Here is a 15,913-nt window from a genome sequence, read left to right on the forward strand (position 1 = left end):
ATCTGCTCAGAGCGCGCCTTTTTCGTGCACGTAGCGCAGCATTTCGGGACGGTAGGCGGTCATTTCGTCCGCAACAGCGGGATGCGCCAGCATCTGCGCACGATAGGCGGTCACCGCTTTGGGCCAATCCAGCACGGGAATGACCGGGCCTTCGAACAGCGCGATCCATTCCAAAGTAACGATGGTGCCGCAATCCCCCATCCAAAGATGATCGCGGGGCAACTGCGACCGCTCGAGCATCACAGCCAGTGCGTTGAGACGTTTGGTGATCATCGCATGCGCTTCGGTGATGGCCTTTGGATCGCGGGTCGCGGGCGAGACATGGGGAAACGTCAATCGCAACGCCGGTTCCAGCCGCGTGTCAGAAAACCGCGACCGCTCGCGTGACAGAGCCCTGCCGATCATTGTGTTGGGCAGCATTGGGCGGTCGGGGTGCTTTTCTTCGAGGTATTCTGCAATCGCCTCGCTGTCGGTCAGCACCAAATCGCCATCCAACAGCGCCGGGATGTTCCCGGAAGGCACGATGGACACGTATTCCGACGACCCACCGCCACCGGGGGGCGGCATCTCTTCAAACGCGAGCCCCTTGTGCCGCAGCAGGATGCGGAGCTTGGCACAGTATAGCGAATGATCAGAGGTGATGACGCGCAGCATGATCAGGGTGTCCGAAATGCAAAAAGCCCTGCCAATCTGACAGGGCTTTTCAAGATCAATGTCAACTAATCAGGCGTTCGACAAACGCTCGGCCACGTTTTCCCAATTGACGAGATTGTCGAGGAAATTGGCCAGATACGCTGGACGCTTGTTGCGGAAGTCGATGTAATAGGAGTGCTCCCACACGTCGCAACCCAGCAGCGCTGTCTGGTCAAAGCAGACCGGATTCACGCCGTTCTCTGTCTTGGTGATCTTGAGCGTGCCGTCGGTGTCGACGACCAGCCAAGCCCAACCGGAGCCGAACTGGCCTGCACCAGCGGCTGAGAATTCTTCCTTGAACTTGTCGACTGTACCGAACGCATCAGCGATGCGGGATTCCAGATCGCCCGGCATTTTGTTGTCGCCGGGACCCATCATTTCCCAGAACTGGTTGTGGTTCCACAACTGGCTGATGTTGTTGAAGATCCCGTTCTGAGCGACGGCAGAGGCATTGTAAGTGCCCTTGATGATCTCTTCCATTGACTTGCCGTCCCATTCGGTGCCGGCGATCAGCTTGTTGCCGTTGTCGACATAAGCCTTGTGGTGAAGGTCGTGGTGGTACTCGAGTGTCTCTTTGGACATGCCCTTGCTGGCCAGCGCGTCGTGGGCGTAGGGCAGATCAGGAAGTTCGAAAGCCATGGTGGTGTCCCCTCGTTGGTGCGTCAAATTATACAGGCATACCTGATGTGACGCACCGCCAAGGTCAAGCCCTGCGGCTGCGCCAATCCGGGAATAATCCTGCTTCTCAAGGGATAAACGCGTCAGCGGGTGAAATGGTTCACCGCCGAAGACTCATCCGCTGACATCGACAGAATACCGAACATGTACGCGGCGACCGACCGGAAGCAGACCACACGTGCCGTGCGGGCATCGTCCATCCAGAAAGCGGCGGCGACCTGTGCCATGCGCGTGCGGCGGACCATACCAGGGGTGAATGCGTCCGCGCTCATGTCGACGGGGGCCAGTTTGGCGATCACTTCGCGCAACATTGTGCCTTTCAACTGGAACACGGCGCGGGCGTCAGAAACATTGACCACCAGCGCATGTGCGTCTGCCAGTTTGGCCGCCAAATCATCTGCAAGGTCTTGCGCCTTGTCATAGGAACACAGCAGCATCGCCTCGTCCGGAGACATCCAGAGCGCGCCAGTGTCCCCGGAAAACGCGGTTTCGCGCGTACCCGGCAGCGTGACACCGAAAACGTCCTTCACTGCGGTGACGATGGTGTTATCCGTCAGATCGCCGCGCAGGGTCACCATACCCTGCCCGGCCAATTCGGTGATTTCGACCAGACCATCAAAATTTGCGCCACCCAGCGCCAGAGCCACGTCAGACATTCTGCTTCTCCCCCTCGGGATCAAAGAACACCGGGTTCACAATCCGGGCTTTCTTGGGCGGGTTGCCACCATTGGTGAAGGTGATCACGTCGCCCATGCGGTCAGGCCCGTTCAGGACCAGCCCCATGGCGATGCCCTTGTTCAGCGTCGGGCTGTGATAGGTCGAAGTCACACGGCCTTCGGTATTGGTCTGGCCATTCTCGTTCACACCATCCGCGATGGCATAAGCGCCATCCTGAAGGACCGAGCCGTCCAGCGTTTCGAGACCCACCAGCTTCCAGCGCTTGGGATCGGTCATGTGCGACCGAGCCTGCGCGCGTTTGCCGATGTAGTCTTCCTTCTTCTTCGAGATCGCCCAATCGAGACCAAGGTCCTGAGGGATTACCGTGCCATCGGTTTCATCGCCGATCATGATGAAGCCCTTTTCGGCCCGCATGATGTGCAGCGCTTCGGTGCCGTAGGGCGTGATGTCCCACTCCTTACCGGCCTCGATCAGTTTGTCCCAAAAGGCGCGCCCCAGATTGGCAGGTACTGCGATTTCGTAGCTGAGTTCGCCCGAGAACGAGATGCGATAGGCTCGCACGGGGAAGCCCGCCAATTCGCCGTCTTTCCACTCCATGAAGGCCAGCGCCTCTTTGCTGACATCCATGCCACCCAGCTTTTCCAATAGCTTACGGGCATTGGGGCCAACCACAGCGACCTGTGCGAACTGCTCGGTGGCGTTGACGGTCCAGACCTTCCAGTCCCACCATTCGGTTTGCAGCCACTCTTCCATGTGGGCGTGGATGCGATCCGCGCCGCCGGTCGTGGTGTGGCAAAGGAACGTGTCCTCATCGATGCGCGCAACCACGCCATCATCCGACAGAAAGCCGTTTTCCGAACACATCAGGCCGTAGCGGCATTTGCCGGGTTTCAGCGTGCTCATCATGTTGGTGTAGAGCATGTCGAGGAAGCGGCCTGCATCCGGTCCTTTGACGATGATCTTGCCCAGTGTGGACGCGTCGAGCAAGCCGAGGCTGTTGCGGGTGGCCAGCACTTCGCGTTTGACCGCATCATGCACGCTTTCGCCCTTGCGCGGGAAAGCGTAGGCGCGGCGCCAATGGCCGACCGGTTCCCAATGCGCGCCGTTGGCTTCGTGCCGATCATGCATCGGCGTCTTGCGGATCGGCTGGAAGATGTCGCCCCGCGCCTCGCCTGCAATCGCGCCCATCGAAATGGGTGTATAGGGCGGGCGGAAGGTGGTGGTGCCGACCTGCGGGATATCTGCACCCAATGCATTCGCAAGGGTCGCAAGGCCGTTGATGTTGCTCAGTTTTCCCTGATCTGTGGCCATGCCTAGCGTGGTGTAGCGCTTGGTGTGTTCGACCGATTCAAAGCCTTCCTGCGCAGCCAGTTGCACGTCGGAGACTTTCACGTCGTTTTGATAGTCGAGCCACGCCTTCATGCGCAGTTGCTTTTTTGCACCTTGCGGCATCATCCAAACCGGAACCAACGGGGCTTCATCGGGCGCATCGCCGCTGGACGCGGCGGCGTCGCCCTTTTCAGCACCAACACGCGCGGCGGCGGTTTTGCCTGCACTTGCAGCGTTTTGCAGGACGTTGTTCAGGCGGAACGCGCCATCGGCGGCACCGGAGGCGATGACGAACGGGTTGCCGTCATGACTGGTAGGCGCGCGGTCGTGATCGGGGCGGAAGGCGGCCTGATCGGCATCCCATGTCAGCTTGCCGCCGCAATGGGACCAGAGATGCACCACCGGCGACCAGCCGCCAGACATCGCAACGGCATCGCAGAAGATCTCTTCCAGCACCTCGCCTTCGCCGGCTTGAACGCCGCGACACACCGCATGCACACGTTTCGCGCCTTTGACCTTGACTGCTGCCGCGCCGGTTTCGACGCGGATGCCAAGCTCCTTGGCCTCGATCATCAGAGCGCCGCCGCCCTCGGGACGGGCGTCGAGGATCGCGGGCACCTTGAGACCTGCCTGCACCAGCGCGATGGCGGTGCGGTAGGCGTCGTCGTTGTTGGTGACAACCACGGTGCGGTCGCCGGGGCTGACGCCGAAGTTCACGAGGTAGTCGCGCACGGCGGAGGCCAGCATCACACCGGGAATGTCGTTGCCCGCAAAGGACAGTGGTCGTTCGATAGCGCCCGTGGCAGTGATGATTTGTGCTGCACGGATGCGCCACAGCCGGTGGCGCGGACCCGGTGCTTCGGGCGCGTGATCAGTCAGGCGTTCATAGCCCAGCACGTAGCCGTGGTCATACACCCCTGCCCCCATGGTGCGGGTCCGGATTTGTGCGTTGGGCAGCGCATTGAGTTCCTCGCGGGCCTTGGCGATCCAGGCGTCGGGCTCCATCCCGTCGATTGTGCCGCCATCGACCGGCGCGCGCCCCCCAAGATGGGCGGTCTGTTCGAGCAGCAGCACCTTGGCCCCGGCACGGGCAGCGGTCAGTGCGGATTGCAGACCGGCCACACCGCCGCCGATCACCAGCACATCCGTGAAGGCGTAGAAATGCTCGTAGCGGTCGGCATCGCGCGACTCGGCGTCCGGGGCTTTGCCCAGACCGGCAGAGTGGCGGATGAAGGGTTCGTAGATGTGTTTCCAGAACGGGCGCGGATGGATGAACATCTTGTAGTAGAAGCCCGCGCTGAGGAAGCGCGACAGCAGGTTGTTCACGATGCCCACATCGTAGTTTAGCGACGGCCAGTGGTTCTGGCTGGTGGCGGTCAGTCCGTGGAAGATCTCGGTCGTGGTGGCGCGCTGGTTCGGCTCGAACCGGTTGCCCTCGCCCACACCGACGATCGCGTTGGGCTCTTCGGAACCGGAGGCCACAACGCCGCGCGGGCGGTGATATTTGAAGCTGCGGCCCATCAGCATCTGGTCATTGGCCAGAAGCGCGGAGGCGAGCGTGTCGCCCTGATAGCCGTTCAGGAGTGTGCCGTTGAACTTGAACGACACGGGGCGGTCGCGGTTGATCAGGCGGCCCTGGGTTTGAACGCGGGTGCTCATAAGTCAGACCTTGGCGCTGGCGGAGGTGTGGGAGCCTCCGGCGGGAGTTTTCTGGGCAAGATGAAGGATCACGCGATATCCCTCCATTTGAAACCGGGGCGCTTGGCGCGGATGGTGTCGAGGATTTCTTTCGGCGGTTCCGTCGTCTGGGCGCTGTAGGTGCCGAACACTTCCAGCGTGTTGGTGCAGCGCGCCGCGTGGAACCACTTGCCGCAGCCGTTCACATGCCGCCAGCGTTCGAAATGCACCCCTTTGGGGTTTTCGCGGTGGAAAAGGTAGCCGGTGAAATCCTCGTCCGAGCTGTCGGGACCGAAGCGTGTCAGGTGCGCTTCGCCGCCGCCATGCAGTTCGGTTTCTTCGGCAGCCACGCCGCAATAGGGGCAGTTGATCAAAAGCATCTAGTCTCTCCCTAGTGCGCGACGCCAGCGGCGACGGATTCATCAATGAACCGGCCTTCGCGGAAGCGGTTGAGGCCGAATTCGGCGGTCAGCGGCGAGTAGCCCTTGGCGATCAGCTCGGCCATGCCCCAGCCGGAGCCTGGGATCGCCTTGAAGCCGCCGGTGCCCCAGCCGCAGTTGATGAAGCAGCCGGCGAGCGGCGTCTTTGACAGGATGGGCGAGCGGTCGCCGGTCATGTCGACGATGCCACCCCACCAGCGCAGCATCTTGAGGCGCGAGATCATCGGGAAGGTCTCGACCAAGGCGCGTACGGTTTCCTCCACGTGGTGGAACGACCCGCGCTGGGTGTAGTTGTTGTAGCCGTCAGCGCCGCCGCCGATGACCATTTCGCCCTTGTCGGATTGCGACATGTAGCCGTGCACGGTGTTGGCCATGACGACCACGTCCATGCAGGGTTTGATCGGCTCGGAGACCAGCGCCTGAAGGGCCACGGATTCGATCGGCAGACGGAAGCCCGCCATTTCAGCCAGCACGCCGGAGTGACCGGCGACAACGATGCCAAGCTTGTCGCAGTCGACTTCGCCCTTGGTGGTGGTCACGCCTTTGACCTTACCGCCCTCTTGGCGCACAGCGGTGACTTCGCATTGCTGGATGATGTCCATACCCATGTCCGAACAGGCGCGGGCATAGCCCCAAGCGACCGCATCATGACGCGCGGTGCCGCCACGGGGCTGCCAGAGCGCACCGAGCACGGGATAGCGCGGGCCTTTGAGTTCGATGATCGGGCACAGTTCCTTGACCCGGGCGGGGCTGATGAACTGGGTCTCGACGCCTTGCAGGTTGTTGGCGTGTGCGGTGCGCTGGTAGCCGCGGATTTCGTGTTCGGTCTGGGCCAGCATCATCACGCCACGAGGCGAGAACATGATGTTGTAGTTCAGATCCTGCGACAGTGTCTCGTAGAGCGAGCGCGCCTTTTCGTAGATCGCGGCAGAGGGATCCTGCAGGTAGTTGGAGCGGATGATGGTGGTGTTCCGGCCCGTGTTGCCGCCGCCCAGCCAGCCCTTTTCGATCACCGCCACATTGGTGATGCCGAAATTCTTGCCGAGATAGTAGGCGGTTGCAAGGCCGTGGCCCCCTGCCCCCACGATGATCACATCGTATTTCTTTTTCGGCTCGGGCTTGCGCCATGCGCGTTCCCATCCGGTCTGGTAACGGAGGGCTTCACGGGCAACAGCAAAGGCGGAATAGCGTTTCATAGGGCGCGACTCGAAGCTTGATGTGATTTGACGGATATGTGGACCGAACAGAGCATAATGCGGATACTCACAGCGCCCTTTTGACGTGATTTTGCGACATGGCGCTTTGTCACGGGGTTTTGCCCTTTTTTCAAGCGGCCTCCGACTATAGATGTCCTTGAAACAGCTTGTGGATATTGCTCACGATGACGCTTTTCTGGACTGCGACCCTTCTTTTGGCCACAGCGATGGCGGGCCTTTTGGCGCTGGCCCTTTTGAGAGGACACCGGCACACGGGACCGGCGGAAGCCTTTGATTTGCAGGTGTATCGCGACCAGTTGACAGAAGTAGACCGGGATCTGGCACGGGGCGTGATCTCGGAGGAAGATGCCGAACGGCTGCGTACAGAGATTTCCCGGCGCATTCTGACAGCCGATGCCAAAGCGCAGTCACATGGTGATGCGGGCGCGCAATCGCCGGTTCTGGGCGTCGTCGTTGCTGCGACGATGGCTGCGGTTCTTGTTGGCGGAAGCTATTGGATTTACACGCAGATCGGCGCGCCCGGATACGGGGATCTGGGCCTGGCTGCACGTATGGAGATGGCAGAAACCGCGCGCGCGAACCGTCCGTCGCAGGCCGAAGCGGAAGCAGAAATGCCTGCCACCTCCGAGACCGAAATCCAGCCGGAATATGCAGCGCTTGTGCAACGGTTGCGCGGGGCGGTCGCAGAACGCCCCGGCGATCTTCAGGGCCATATCCTGCTGGCGCGATCCGAAGCGGCCATGGGCAATTACCTTGCCGCCTATGAGGCGCAGCAACAGGTTCTGTCGATCAAGGGGGATGATGCAAACGGCAAAGATTACGCCGATCTTGCCGATATGATGGTTTTGGCCGCTGGCGGCTACGTGTCCCCCGAAGCGGAACGCGTGCTGGAAGCGGCATTGACGCGAGATCCCGAAAACGGTGTGGCGTTGTACTATATGGGGTTGATGATGGCACAGACCGGACGCCCGGATGTCGCGTTCCGTCTCTGGGATCGTTTGCTGCGGCAAAGCCCCCCCAACGCGGCTTGGCTGCCGCCGATCCTGACACAGATCGAAGAGATGGCATTCCGCGCCGGGGTTGCGGATTATCAGGTGCCAGCGATCGCGGGCATACCCGGGCCGAGTGCGGAAGATGTGGAAGCTGCGGGCGAAATGAACGCCGAGGATCGGCAAGACATGATCCGGGGTATGGTTGCTCGTCTGTCAGACAGGCTTGCCACCGAAGGCGGCACCCCCGAGGAGTGGGCGCGTTTGATTTCTTCGCTTGCTGTGCTGGGCGACGAGGCGCAGGCGATTGCCATTTGGAACAACGCACAAGAGGTGTTCGCCGACAATCCGGACGCTCTTGAGATCGTCCGCGAAGGCGCTCGCGCCGCAGGTTTGGTGTTATAGACCATTGATTCTCGACGATATCTCCGAGTTCGCGGCAATCCTGCCCCCCATGCGCGCAATTGCGGGTCTGGACCTCGGCACCAAGACTATCGGGGTTTCAGTGTCAGACGGCATGCGCAGCGTTGCCACGCCCCTTGAGACCATCAAGCGCACAAAATTCGGCAAGGATGCCGAAGCTTTGCTGGCAATTCTTGCCAAACGGGACATTGCCGGTCTGGTGCTGGGGCTGCCTCGCAACATGGATGGGTCGGAAGGGCCGCGATGTCAGTCCACCCGTGCCTTTGCGCGGAACTTTTCGGCGCTTTGGGATCGTCCGATCACATTCTGGGACGAGCGGTTGTCGACCGTTGCGGCAGAAAGAGCACTGCTTGAGGCGGATACGACCCGAAAACGTCGCGCAGAGGTGATCGATCATGTCGCGGCAAGCTATATCCTGCAAGGAGCGCTGGACCGACTGCGCCATATCCAAGCCGAGGCATGAAGGAATCTGCGCCGATGAAAGATGACATCTGGGCCCGCGACGAGATTGAAAGCCCTTGCGTGAAGATCTGCGTGGTGCACCCTGAAAGCCGTCTGTGTACCGGCTGTCTGCGGACCATAGACGAAATCGGGGCATGGTCGAAAATGGCACCCGAGGTGCGGCGACAGGTGATGGCAGAGCTCCCGTCTCGCGCCGGTCAGTTGAGCAAACGGCGCGGCGGACGGGCGGCGCGGCTTAAACGCTGAGACACGTCTCGAACAACACGTCTGAGTAAAAAAACCGGAGCGTTAGCTCCGGTTTTTGGTTTTTTGGGTCGATACGTGAGGCTTAGTCGAGACCGAGCACGCAGATACAGAACTCTTTGGCCTTGCTGTGCGCCTTCGAGCTGACCTTCACGTTGTACTGGATCTGATATGTGTGATCAGGTTTCGCAAGGCAGCACGCCGTCACTTCAACATCCTTTGGCGCTGCGGCGCAGAAGTTGCGACCCAGATAGTACATATCCGGTTGTACATCGGCAGTGAACATCGCCCGACGGTGTCCATTTGCGTCCGTCACGCATTTCACCTTTGGACAGGACACTGGCGCGGGTTTGGGCGTACTCCTGACTTCACGCGGTTCGCGCGGCTCGTCCGGCGTCTGCGGCCTCTCCGGCGGTGTAGGCGGAGGCGGAGGCGGTGGCGGTGGCGGAGGATCTTCCGGCTTCTCCGGTTCTTCAACAGTCGGAGGCTCCGGTGCCGGATCACAATCTTCGCCAGGATCGCATGCGTTACGCAGGCGCGCTCAGCAAAGCCAAAAACAAAACGAGGGCAAGTCTCATATCTTTTCCCTTTAGAAACCGCTTACTTATGCGGCAATGGTTATCAGCTTTTTGTGCCCAAGCCCAATCACAGTTTCAGGCACAAACTCTTTCAAGTTACTCACGTCGCTTGTGCAAGCGCCGCAACCTCGACAACAAGGATCTGGTCGAGCGACACCGGACCGGACCCTGACGATACGGTAACCACGGTCTGACCATTGAACTGGACAATGCTGTCGCCCGTAAGTTCGTCAGTTTCGATGGTGACCGACGCGTCGGTCGATGTGCCAGCCGGTACGGAGACCAGGACGACTTCGCTCTCTTCAAGGTCGATGATTTCCGGGGCGTTCTCAGGGTCAACCCACGTTCCAGTGATGAAGAGGTCAGTCCCTTCTTCCCCAAAAGCAACATCGCCAGAGCCCATCTGGATCTCGTCATCTCCCTGCCCCCCCAACAGCACGTCGGGGTCATCTAGGTCACGGGCCGAAATCACATCGTCCGTATCACCGTCCCAAACACCAAAGATCCGGTCATCCCCTTCACCGCCATCAAGCGTGTCTGCCCCGGCACCCCCGAAAAGCGAGTCGTCACCAAGACCATCGAGGATGCTGTCATTCCCGTCGCCACCGAAAATAATGTCATTGCCTGGACCGCCAAACAGCGTGTCATTGCCTTCGCCACCATCGAGTTCGTCATCGTCTTCTTGACCATCCAGAAGATCGTCACCGGCATCGCCAAAGAGCGCATCGTTGCCAAGCCCGCCGGCGATGATGTCATTACCCGTGCCACCTGCAACGAGGTCATCACCAGAATTGCCATCAAGGGAGTCATTGCCCTCGCTGCCAAAAACCTGATCGGCACCGTCACCACCGAAGACGCTGTCGTCTCCAATCTGCCCATCAAGAATGTTATTGCTGGAATTTCCAGTGATCTGATCATCGCCACCAGCGCCAACTACGGTTTCGGCCCCTTCCGAAGCCGTAAGAGTATCGCCGGTTTCAGTTCCGAACGTCACGCCGTCCAATGTCGTACCACTATCTGATCCATTGGTGGTTACACTGGTGTCGGTGCCGGCAGAATCTGTGTCACCCGTAGTAGTTTCGGCAGTCTCGGTGTCGGTAGCACTGAGGTCGCTCCCAGCGTCTGCAGCGCTAGCCGCATCATCCTCGTCGTCTTCTAAATCAACAAAGATGCCAGCCGACAAGCCGATGAGCGTCAGTACAACAAGTGCTGCGTATTCGATGTTACGTTAATCCCAAGATTACCGATCGGCATTCAAACTACCCCTGACGCGGCGATGCCTCATAACAAAATCGACAATTTGAACGAAACTGTTAGGAAATTCGCAACAGTTTTGTCCGTGCGCCAGTCATTGTCGCAGGTCGGCCTGCTGAATGTGGCGGTGCCTTATTTTTGCCGCAACCAGGTTGGGCCTGATTCACACGATTCAGGGCGCAGATACGCGACCATCCTGCCGCCACCAGACGCCTGTGCCGTAGGCTGCCATGGCGCAACGCCATGCAGCATGAACGGATTGAGTAGAACGCCCTCTCCCGGTCGTGTAAAGAGCGGAGTGCGCGTGCATTCGGAAAACACCCGCTTACGGGCGGCTTGATAGACATCCGTCACGTCAACATCGGACCATTCTGCGTCTGGCACACCGCCAAGGGCGTCAATCATCGCCTGCTGCAAAATATGATGGCTTCCCGGCCAAACCACGAGCGGGCTGGCGCCAGATGTTGTTTCGGTCAACGGCAATCCCAAGATCCAGTCATGGCGCTCGCGTAGAAAGCGCCGCTTGGGTGTGCCTTCCGCGATCAACCCATCCATATGTGCCGCATCGCGGTATCGTCGGTAGCGGAATGCTGCCTCGCTTTCACCCGCGCGCGGACGCGGATACCCCGGATAAGTGATGGACAGCTGCGCTGGATGCAGGTCCACTCGTGCACCGATCCAAGACTTGACAGGTTCCGGCAACGGCACCGCGTTCACTGAACCGAACGGATCGCTGGGCAAGGCATCGACACCAACAAACCACGTGCCTTCGCATTGAAGCCACGTCGCCCGCATGGACAGGTCACTGGCCACACTGCGCCCAATGTCACGGGCCGCTTGCGCCCAGCGGAAGATTTCGGGATGCCACGCGAAACGAATAAATCCGCAGTCCGGCCAGTTGCCTATCATCGCTCAGCCTGTCACCGTATCCGGCTGCTGCATCCGCTCCAGAGCCTCATCCAAAAGCGAGATATCTGCGCCGGGCCGGTTCGCCTGTTCCGAAAGGACACGCCGCCACATCCGCGCGCCAGGCTGACCCGAGAAGAGCCCAAGCATGTGCCGCGTGATTTGGTGCAATTTCCCGCCATCTTCAAGATGCGCCGCAATATAGGGACGCATCTCATCTATCACCGCAACCCGCGTACGCACTGGCGGAGGCATATCGAAAATCCGGGCATCGACATCGGATAGAATGTCCCAAGGACGATGATAAGCGGCCCGCCCGATCATCACACCCGTCATGCCCCGCGCAATCAAATCCACTGCGTCATCAAGCGTTTCAACCCCGCCATTGATCGACATCGGCAAATCACCAAAACGCTCGGACATACGCAGCACGAGATCATAGTCGAGCGGCGGAATGTCCCGGTTCTCCTTTGGCGACAATCCCTGAAGCCAGGCCATGCGGGCATGAATGATCAGGTAATCGCACCCGGCATCTTGTACGCGCGAGATGAAATCGGGCAGCACGTGCTCCGGGTTCTGATCATCCACCCCGATCCGACATTTCACCGTCACCGGCACAGCGACAGCAGCTTTCATCGCCCGCACGCAGTCGGCGACAAGATCTGGCGTCTTCATCAGCACCGCACCAAACGTACCCGATTGCACACGGTCGGACGGACATCCCACATTCAGGTTGATCTCGTCATACCCCGCCGCAGCGCCCATCCGCGCCGCCTCAGCCAGTTCCTGCGGATCCGACCCACCCAATTGTAGCGCAACCGGATGCTCTGCGGCATTGTGATCAAGCAAGTGAACCGCCCCCCCACGTACCAACGCCGGAGCCGTCACCATCTCGGTATAGAGCAGCGCCTGCCGACTGATTTGCCGGTGGAAGTACCGGCAATGACGGTCAGTCCAATCCATCATAGGGGCGCAAGACATACGCCAAGATACGATATTCTGCGATTTTCTTTCCATACCGCGTACATATTGAGTCTTTCAGGCATACACCAGAAGGCGATTTGCGTCCGATTACATCCCCTCCACGCCCATTTTGACTTGGTGACAACCAATGTTGGGTCAGCATTCGGACGTTGTATCGCTCGACATCGATAGCCTTTTTTTCTTTCTGCGACATTCCTTTCAAACATGTGCAGGAAATTCACTTAGGATGGCTTGAGCCCATCCAAGCTACACGGGGTAGATTTCAGTTAATTGAAACCGAGCCGGCAAATCACCCGAGTTGGCCGAACCTGAACAGGGCGTTTCCGTCCGCTTGATCGGGTTGGCGCACCATCAAAAGCTGCGTGACCACTGCTGATCCGACGTTGTCACCGATCAGGATGGCGAGTCCGGCTGTCGTCGTCAGCCGGCCCTAATATTCAAAGTTGGACACCATAATAACGTCGGCTGTGAAGTACTGTAAGAACATCGTCGCACGCATTCCCGTTCCGGCCGCAAGCGACCGGTTCTTATCGGACTACCACAGCCAGATGCGCATGAGCGCTCCAAACCTATGCTCACCCCGGGTGCACAACAATCCCACAGCCCGGATCAAGCGCGCCGCTGCCCCGCGATATGGTTCAAGACTTTAAGGACGAGTAGTTCGTTGACGAGCATGCGTGCTTTCAGTTGCTGACCTTAGAAAGGAAGCGGGGCCAATGCCGCCCATACCGCGTCAGCTTGATGAAATGCCACGGAGGATCGCCAGTGCGCGTGCGTGCAGCTGCGACGTAGCTGCTGCAAGAAACTCTCCCTGATGTTCGAGCTGCGGGGGATTTCCGCTCCAATCGCTGACTATCCCGCCAGCGCCCTGAATAACAGGGATCTGTGCAGCGATGTCGTAGGCGTGAACGCCCGTCTCGACCAGCAGATCAATTTGACCGATGGCGAGCAAACCGGCAGCATAACAATCATGCGAATATCGTGTCAGCAAAACAGACCTGCGCAGGGTGGCGAATTTTTCGGCATTTTCATCAGAAAAGAGGTAGGGATCAGAGGTGTACATGACCGCATTCGCCAGGTCCTCGCAGGGGCTGGTTTTGGCGGTTTCATGATTGAGTCGCGTGGCGCGACCGTTTTCAGAGATCCAGCGCTCGCCAGTGATCGGCTGATCTATCAGGCCCAGAACCGGCCTGCCAAGATGGGTCAGCGCTATTTGCGTGCCAAAGCAAAGCGAGCCAGACAGGAACGACTTTGTGCCATCGATCGGATCAAGATGCCAACACCAGTCGGCCGATGGCTGATGGTTGGCATATTCCTCACCGCGGATGCCGTGGTCAGGAAAGGCCGCGCGTATTCTGTCGCGCAGGACCATCTCGATTTCGCGGTCCGCGATGGTGACCGGGCTCTCATCCTGTTTTCTGGCCACTTCCGGCCGAGTGCGAAAAAACCGTCTTGCGATGTGCCCCACTTCGTCAGCCATGCGCATCGCAAGCGCCAGAGCCGCCACGGGCGCATCGACAGGATTTTGGTTTTTCATATACATCGTGAGGTCGCCCCAAGGCTATCGGTTGCGTGGTCGCGCAACTGTTTCAAAAGCTTCAGAATGTGAGAACACAGATGTTCCGCGTCGGCCACTTCGCGTGCAAGGAGTTCTTGCAGGTTGGCCTCTGGGTCAAGCTTGGTTTCACTTAGGGCGCGGTGGGGAATGTATGGGTCTTGCTCCTCGCCCGGAAACCGATATGGGGGCGAGAAATAACCCACTTCCTCCTCAAGCCCGAAGGCACGCACCTGTGGCTCATCCTTACCCAGCAAGAGCAATTCCATCAAAAGCCGCGCCTGAGGAATTTCGCCCTCGCCACTGCGACAGCACCGTTGTCCCCAGCCGCCTTTGTCGTCGACGACCTTCGCGTCCTTGATATGCACCTCGGTGATATGCGCAGCCATCGCGCGCAGGGCGTCAAGCGGGTGCTCATAGGCATTGATCATATTGGTGAAATCGAACATCAGCGACAGATTGGGGTTGCCGACCGCCTCGACAATCCGGACCAGTTCCGCCCCGGTCAGATCCTCGTGCTGCTCCACTGTGAAGAGGAATTGTCCTCCCGGATCAAGCTCTTGCAGGTGGCGTAAATCCTCAATCGCCCGTGCGATAACGTCAGAGACCCGCCCTTCGTAACGGGGATAGCACCTGATCGAGGTGGCGCCGGTCTGATGGCCGACAAGAATGGCTTTGCGCAAGGATTGAACTTCGGTTTCGCTGATTTCCAGATGCACATCGAGACCCAGTTGCCTCGCCTTTTGCCCAAACCGCGCCAGACTGGCGCCATCCATGCGGCCAAGACTTGCCTCTTCGCCATCCTCAAGATGAATCTTCACCCCGTGGTGCCCGTGTTTCGCCGCGAAATCCAACAAATCGCAGGGAGTGAAACCGCCGTAGCGAAAATTCAGATGCAAGGAATAGGCATGTGTATATAGCGCAATCCCCTCTATCCGGCGGATCAAGGTTTCAGCGTCCTGTGCATAAAGTGGTGGAAGGGCTGCGTCCCTTATGGTTTCGGCGCGCGCGCTCATAGGCTGAACCTTATTTCAAGAGCCTCAAAACGCCAGAATTCGCGGTCGATCTGAATGACGCGACCCTGTGCATCCGATTTCACCCTGCGAATATAAAGACCGGGCGCACCGCTTGTGCAGCCCAACACCTGTTGAGGGTCACCCTCAAGGCGGACCGGACGGATCATCAGATCGCTCAGTTTGGGCTCAATCCCGTAGTCTTCGGTCCAGATGGCGGTAAAGGACCGATCGGCAAGTCGATCCGCATAGTCGGGGGCAAGAGCGCAATTGATACGCACGTCGTGCGCAAAGATCCGATGGCCGTTGAAAGCGCCCCACCCCTGAACCCTGAGAAGCCGCGCGCCCTCGGCAACGCCAAAGCGGGCGACATCTGCGCCAGCCGCTTTGATGTAGTCTTTGCTGGTATCAAGCCAATTGGCCGAGCCCTGAGCAGCTGCGGCCTGCTGAAAGCTGATGTGCTGTTGCGGATCATAGATGAACCGGGGTTGCGAGATGTACCAACCCCGGCGGTCAATGCGAAAGATCGAGCCGTCGTTTTCAAGCGCCAGCAAGGCCTGCCGCAAAGACATGCGTTTTACGCCCAGCATCTCGGCCAATTCGCGTTCGGTCGGGAGTTTTTCGCCCGGCTTCCAGCGTGATTCGTTCAGGGCGGCCTTAAGGTTTCGGAGCGCCTTCCCGGCCCAAGTTTCCTGATCAGCTCCCGAATCCACGTTCATAATTTAATCGAATTCCAATCCCGGGGCCGAATTTTTCGACCAGTGAAACGAAACTGTTGCATTGCCGTCGTATGT

At 59.3% G+C, this 15,913-nt stretch carries 16 protein-coding genes; 3 read left to right on the forward strand and 13 right to left on the reverse strand.

Going from position 1 to position 15,913, the window contains the following annotated elements; translation table 11 throughout:
• Window positions 1–6 precede the first annotated feature (6 nt).
• From ACK3EW_RS11115 to ACK3EW_RS11140, 6 genes are all read right to left on the reverse strand, one after another.
• Window positions 7–654, reverse strand: a complete 648-nt coding sequence (locus ACK3EW_RS11115) for a glutathione S-transferase family protein (RefSeq protein ID WP_493809615.1) — start codon at window positions 652–654, stop codon at window positions 7–9.
• Window positions 655–723: 69 nt separating this feature from the next.
• A complete protein-coding gene (locus tag ACK3EW_RS11120) occupies window positions 724–1,332 on the reverse strand; it encodes a superoxide dismutase (RefSeq protein ID WP_085632247.1) in 609 nt (202 codons plus the stop codon).
• Window positions 1,333–1,454: 122 nt separating this feature from the next.
• On the reverse strand, window positions 1,455–2,027 hold the full coding sequence (locus tag ACK3EW_RS11125) for a sarcosine oxidase subunit gamma (protein ID WP_493809616.1): 573 nt from the start codon (window positions 2,025–2,027) through the stop codon (window positions 1,455–1,457).
• On the reverse strand, window positions 2,020–5,037 hold the full coding sequence (locus tag ACK3EW_RS11130) for a sarcosine oxidase subunit alpha family protein (protein ID WP_493809617.1): 3,018 nt from the start codon (window positions 5,035–5,037) through the stop codon (window positions 2,020–2,022). The genes ACK3EW_RS11125 and ACK3EW_RS11130 overlap by 8 nt, the downstream gene beginning before the upstream one ends.
• Before the next feature lie 68 nt (window positions 5,038–5,105).
• Complete coding sequence (locus ACK3EW_RS11135; RefSeq protein ID WP_493809618.1) at window positions 5,106–5,435, reverse strand: sarcosine oxidase subunit delta; 330 nt, start codon at window positions 5,433–5,435, stop codon at window positions 5,106–5,108.
• An 11-nt stretch (window positions 5,436–5,446) separates the two neighbouring features.
• Entirely contained in the window at window positions 5,447–6,691 is a 1,245-nt protein-coding gene (locus ACK3EW_RS11140; RefSeq protein ID WP_493809619.1) for a sarcosine oxidase subunit beta family protein, read from the reverse strand.
• Between the two features lie 185 nt (window positions 6,692–6,876).
• On the opposite strand from ACK3EW_RS11140, the gene ccmI reads away from it, so the two are divergent.
• The 3 genes from ccmI to ACK3EW_RS11155 are packed head-to-tail and all read left to right on the forward strand — an operon-like array spanning window position 6,877 to window position 8,832.
• Window positions 6,877–8,106 carry a c-type cytochrome biogenesis protein CcmI gene (gene ccmI / locus ACK3EW_RS11145; RefSeq protein WP_493809620.1) on the forward strand — a complete coding sequence of 410 codons (1,230 nt, stop codon included), beginning with the start codon at window positions 6,877–6,879 and terminating at the stop codon, window positions 8,104–8,106.
• A 49-nt stretch (window positions 8,107–8,155) separates the two neighbouring features.
• A complete protein-coding gene (gene ruvX / locus ACK3EW_RS11150; RefSeq protein WP_439120867.1) occupies window positions 8,156–8,587 on the forward strand; it encodes a Holliday junction resolvase RuvX in 432 nt (143 codons plus the stop codon).
• 14 nt (window positions 8,588–8,601) lie between these two features.
• On the forward strand, window positions 8,602–8,832 hold the full coding sequence (locus ACK3EW_RS11155; RefSeq protein WP_439120856.1) for a DUF1289 domain-containing protein: 231 nt from the start codon (window positions 8,602–8,604) through the stop codon (window positions 8,830–8,832).
• A gap of 82 nt (window positions 8,833–8,914) precedes the next feature.
• Here ACK3EW_RS11155 and ACK3EW_RS11160 read toward each other — a convergent pair whose 3' ends face one another.
• The 7 genes from ACK3EW_RS11160 to ACK3EW_RS11190 form a co-directional block, all read right to left on the reverse strand.
• A complete protein-coding gene (locus ACK3EW_RS11160) occupies window positions 8,915–9,145 on the reverse strand; it encodes a hypothetical protein (RefSeq protein WP_439120855.1) in 231 nt (76 codons plus the stop codon).
• A gap of 362 nt (window positions 9,146–9,507) precedes the next feature.
• Window positions 9,508–10,590 carry a calcium-binding protein gene (locus ACK3EW_RS11165; RefSeq protein WP_493809621.1) on the reverse strand — a complete coding sequence of 361 codons (1,083 nt, stop codon included), beginning with the start codon at window positions 10,588–10,590 and terminating at the stop codon, window positions 9,508–9,510.
• A gap of 203 nt (window positions 10,591–10,793) precedes the next feature.
• Complete coding sequence (locus ACK3EW_RS11170; RefSeq protein WP_493809622.1) at window positions 10,794–11,570, reverse strand: hypothetical protein; 777 nt, start codon at window positions 11,568–11,570, stop codon at window positions 10,794–10,796.
• 3 nt (window positions 11,571–11,573) lie between these two features.
• Complete coding sequence (dusA, locus tag ACK3EW_RS11175; protein ID WP_493809623.1) at window positions 11,574–12,584, reverse strand: tRNA dihydrouridine(20/20a) synthase DusA; 1,011 nt, start codon at window positions 12,582–12,584, stop codon at window positions 11,574–11,576.
• Between the two features lie 700 nt (window positions 12,585–13,284).
• Window positions 13,285–14,094, reverse strand: coding sequence for an inositol monophosphatase family protein (locus ACK3EW_RS11180; protein ID WP_493809624.1), 810 nt, complete (start codon window positions 14,092–14,094; stop codon window positions 13,285–13,287).
• Entirely contained in the window at window positions 14,085–15,122 is a 1,038-nt protein-coding gene (locus ACK3EW_RS11185; RefSeq protein WP_493809625.1) for a sugar phosphate isomerase/epimerase family protein, read from the reverse strand. Before ACK3EW_RS11185 ends, ACK3EW_RS11180 begins: the two co-directional genes overlap by 10 nt.
• Window positions 15,119–15,838, reverse strand: coding sequence for a GntR family transcriptional regulator (locus ACK3EW_RS11190; protein ID WP_493809626.1), 720 nt, complete (start codon window positions 15,836–15,838; stop codon window positions 15,119–15,121). The genes ACK3EW_RS11185 and ACK3EW_RS11190 overlap by 4 nt, the downstream gene beginning before the upstream one ends.
• Window positions 15,839–15,913: the final 75 nt, after the last annotated feature.

Source organism: Marivita sp. NO-S04 (assembly GCF_059070475.1).

Excerpts from the sequence above, each read along its gene's own strand:
- dusA (WP_493809623.1), bottom strand. The coding sequence starts at position 12,584 with ATGGAAAGAAAATCGCAGAATATCGTATCTTGGCGTATGTCTTGCGCC.
- ACK3EW_RS11135 (WP_493809618.1), bottom strand. The coding sequence starts at position 5,435 with ATGCTTTTGATCAACTGCCCCTATTGCGGCGTGGCTGCCGAAGAAACC.
- ACK3EW_RS11190 (WP_493809626.1), bottom strand. The coding sequence starts at position 15,838 with ATGAACGTGGATTCGGGAGCTGATCAGGAAACTTGGGCCGGGAAGGCG.
- ACK3EW_RS11180 (WP_493809624.1), bottom strand. The coding sequence starts at position 14,094 with ATGTATATGAAAAACCAAAATCCTGTCGATGCGCCCGTGGCGGCTCTG.
- ccmI (WP_493809620.1), top strand. The coding sequence starts at position 6,877 with ATGACGCTTTTCTGGACTGCGACCCTTCTTTTGGCCACAGCGATGGCG.
- ACK3EW_RS11185 (WP_493809625.1), bottom strand. The coding sequence starts at position 15,122 with ATGAGCGCGCGCGCCGAAACCATAAGGGACGCAGCCCTTCCACCACTT.
- ACK3EW_RS11155 (WP_439120856.1), top strand. The coding sequence starts at position 8,602 with ATGAAAGATGACATCTGGGCCCGCGACGAGATTGAAAGCCCTTGCGTG.
- ruvX (WP_439120867.1), top strand. The coding sequence starts at position 8,156 with ATGCGCGCAATTGCGGGTCTGGACCTCGGCACCAAGACTATCGGGGTT.
- ACK3EW_RS11170 (WP_493809622.1), bottom strand. The coding sequence starts at position 11,570 with ATGATAGGCAACTGGCCGGACTGCGGATTTATTCGTTTCGCGTGGCAT.
- ACK3EW_RS11130 (WP_493809617.1), bottom strand. The coding sequence starts at position 5,037 with ATGAGCACCCGCGTTCAAACCCAGGGCCGCCTGATCAACCGCGACCGC.
- ACK3EW_RS11125 (WP_493809616.1), bottom strand. The coding sequence starts at position 2,027 with ATGTCTGACGTGGCTCTGGCGCTGGGTGGCGCAAATTTTGATGGTCTG.
- ACK3EW_RS11140 (WP_493809619.1), bottom strand. The coding sequence starts at position 6,691 with ATGAAACGCTATTCCGCCTTTGCTGTTGCCCGTGAAGCCCTCCGTTAC.
- ACK3EW_RS11120 (WP_085632247.1), bottom strand. The coding sequence starts at position 1,332 with ATGGCTTTCGAACTTCCTGATCTGCCCTACGCCCACGACGCGCTGGCC.
- ACK3EW_RS11115 (WP_493809615.1), bottom strand. The coding sequence starts at position 654 with ATGCTGCGCGTCATCACCTCTGATCATTCGCTATACTGTGCCAAGCTC.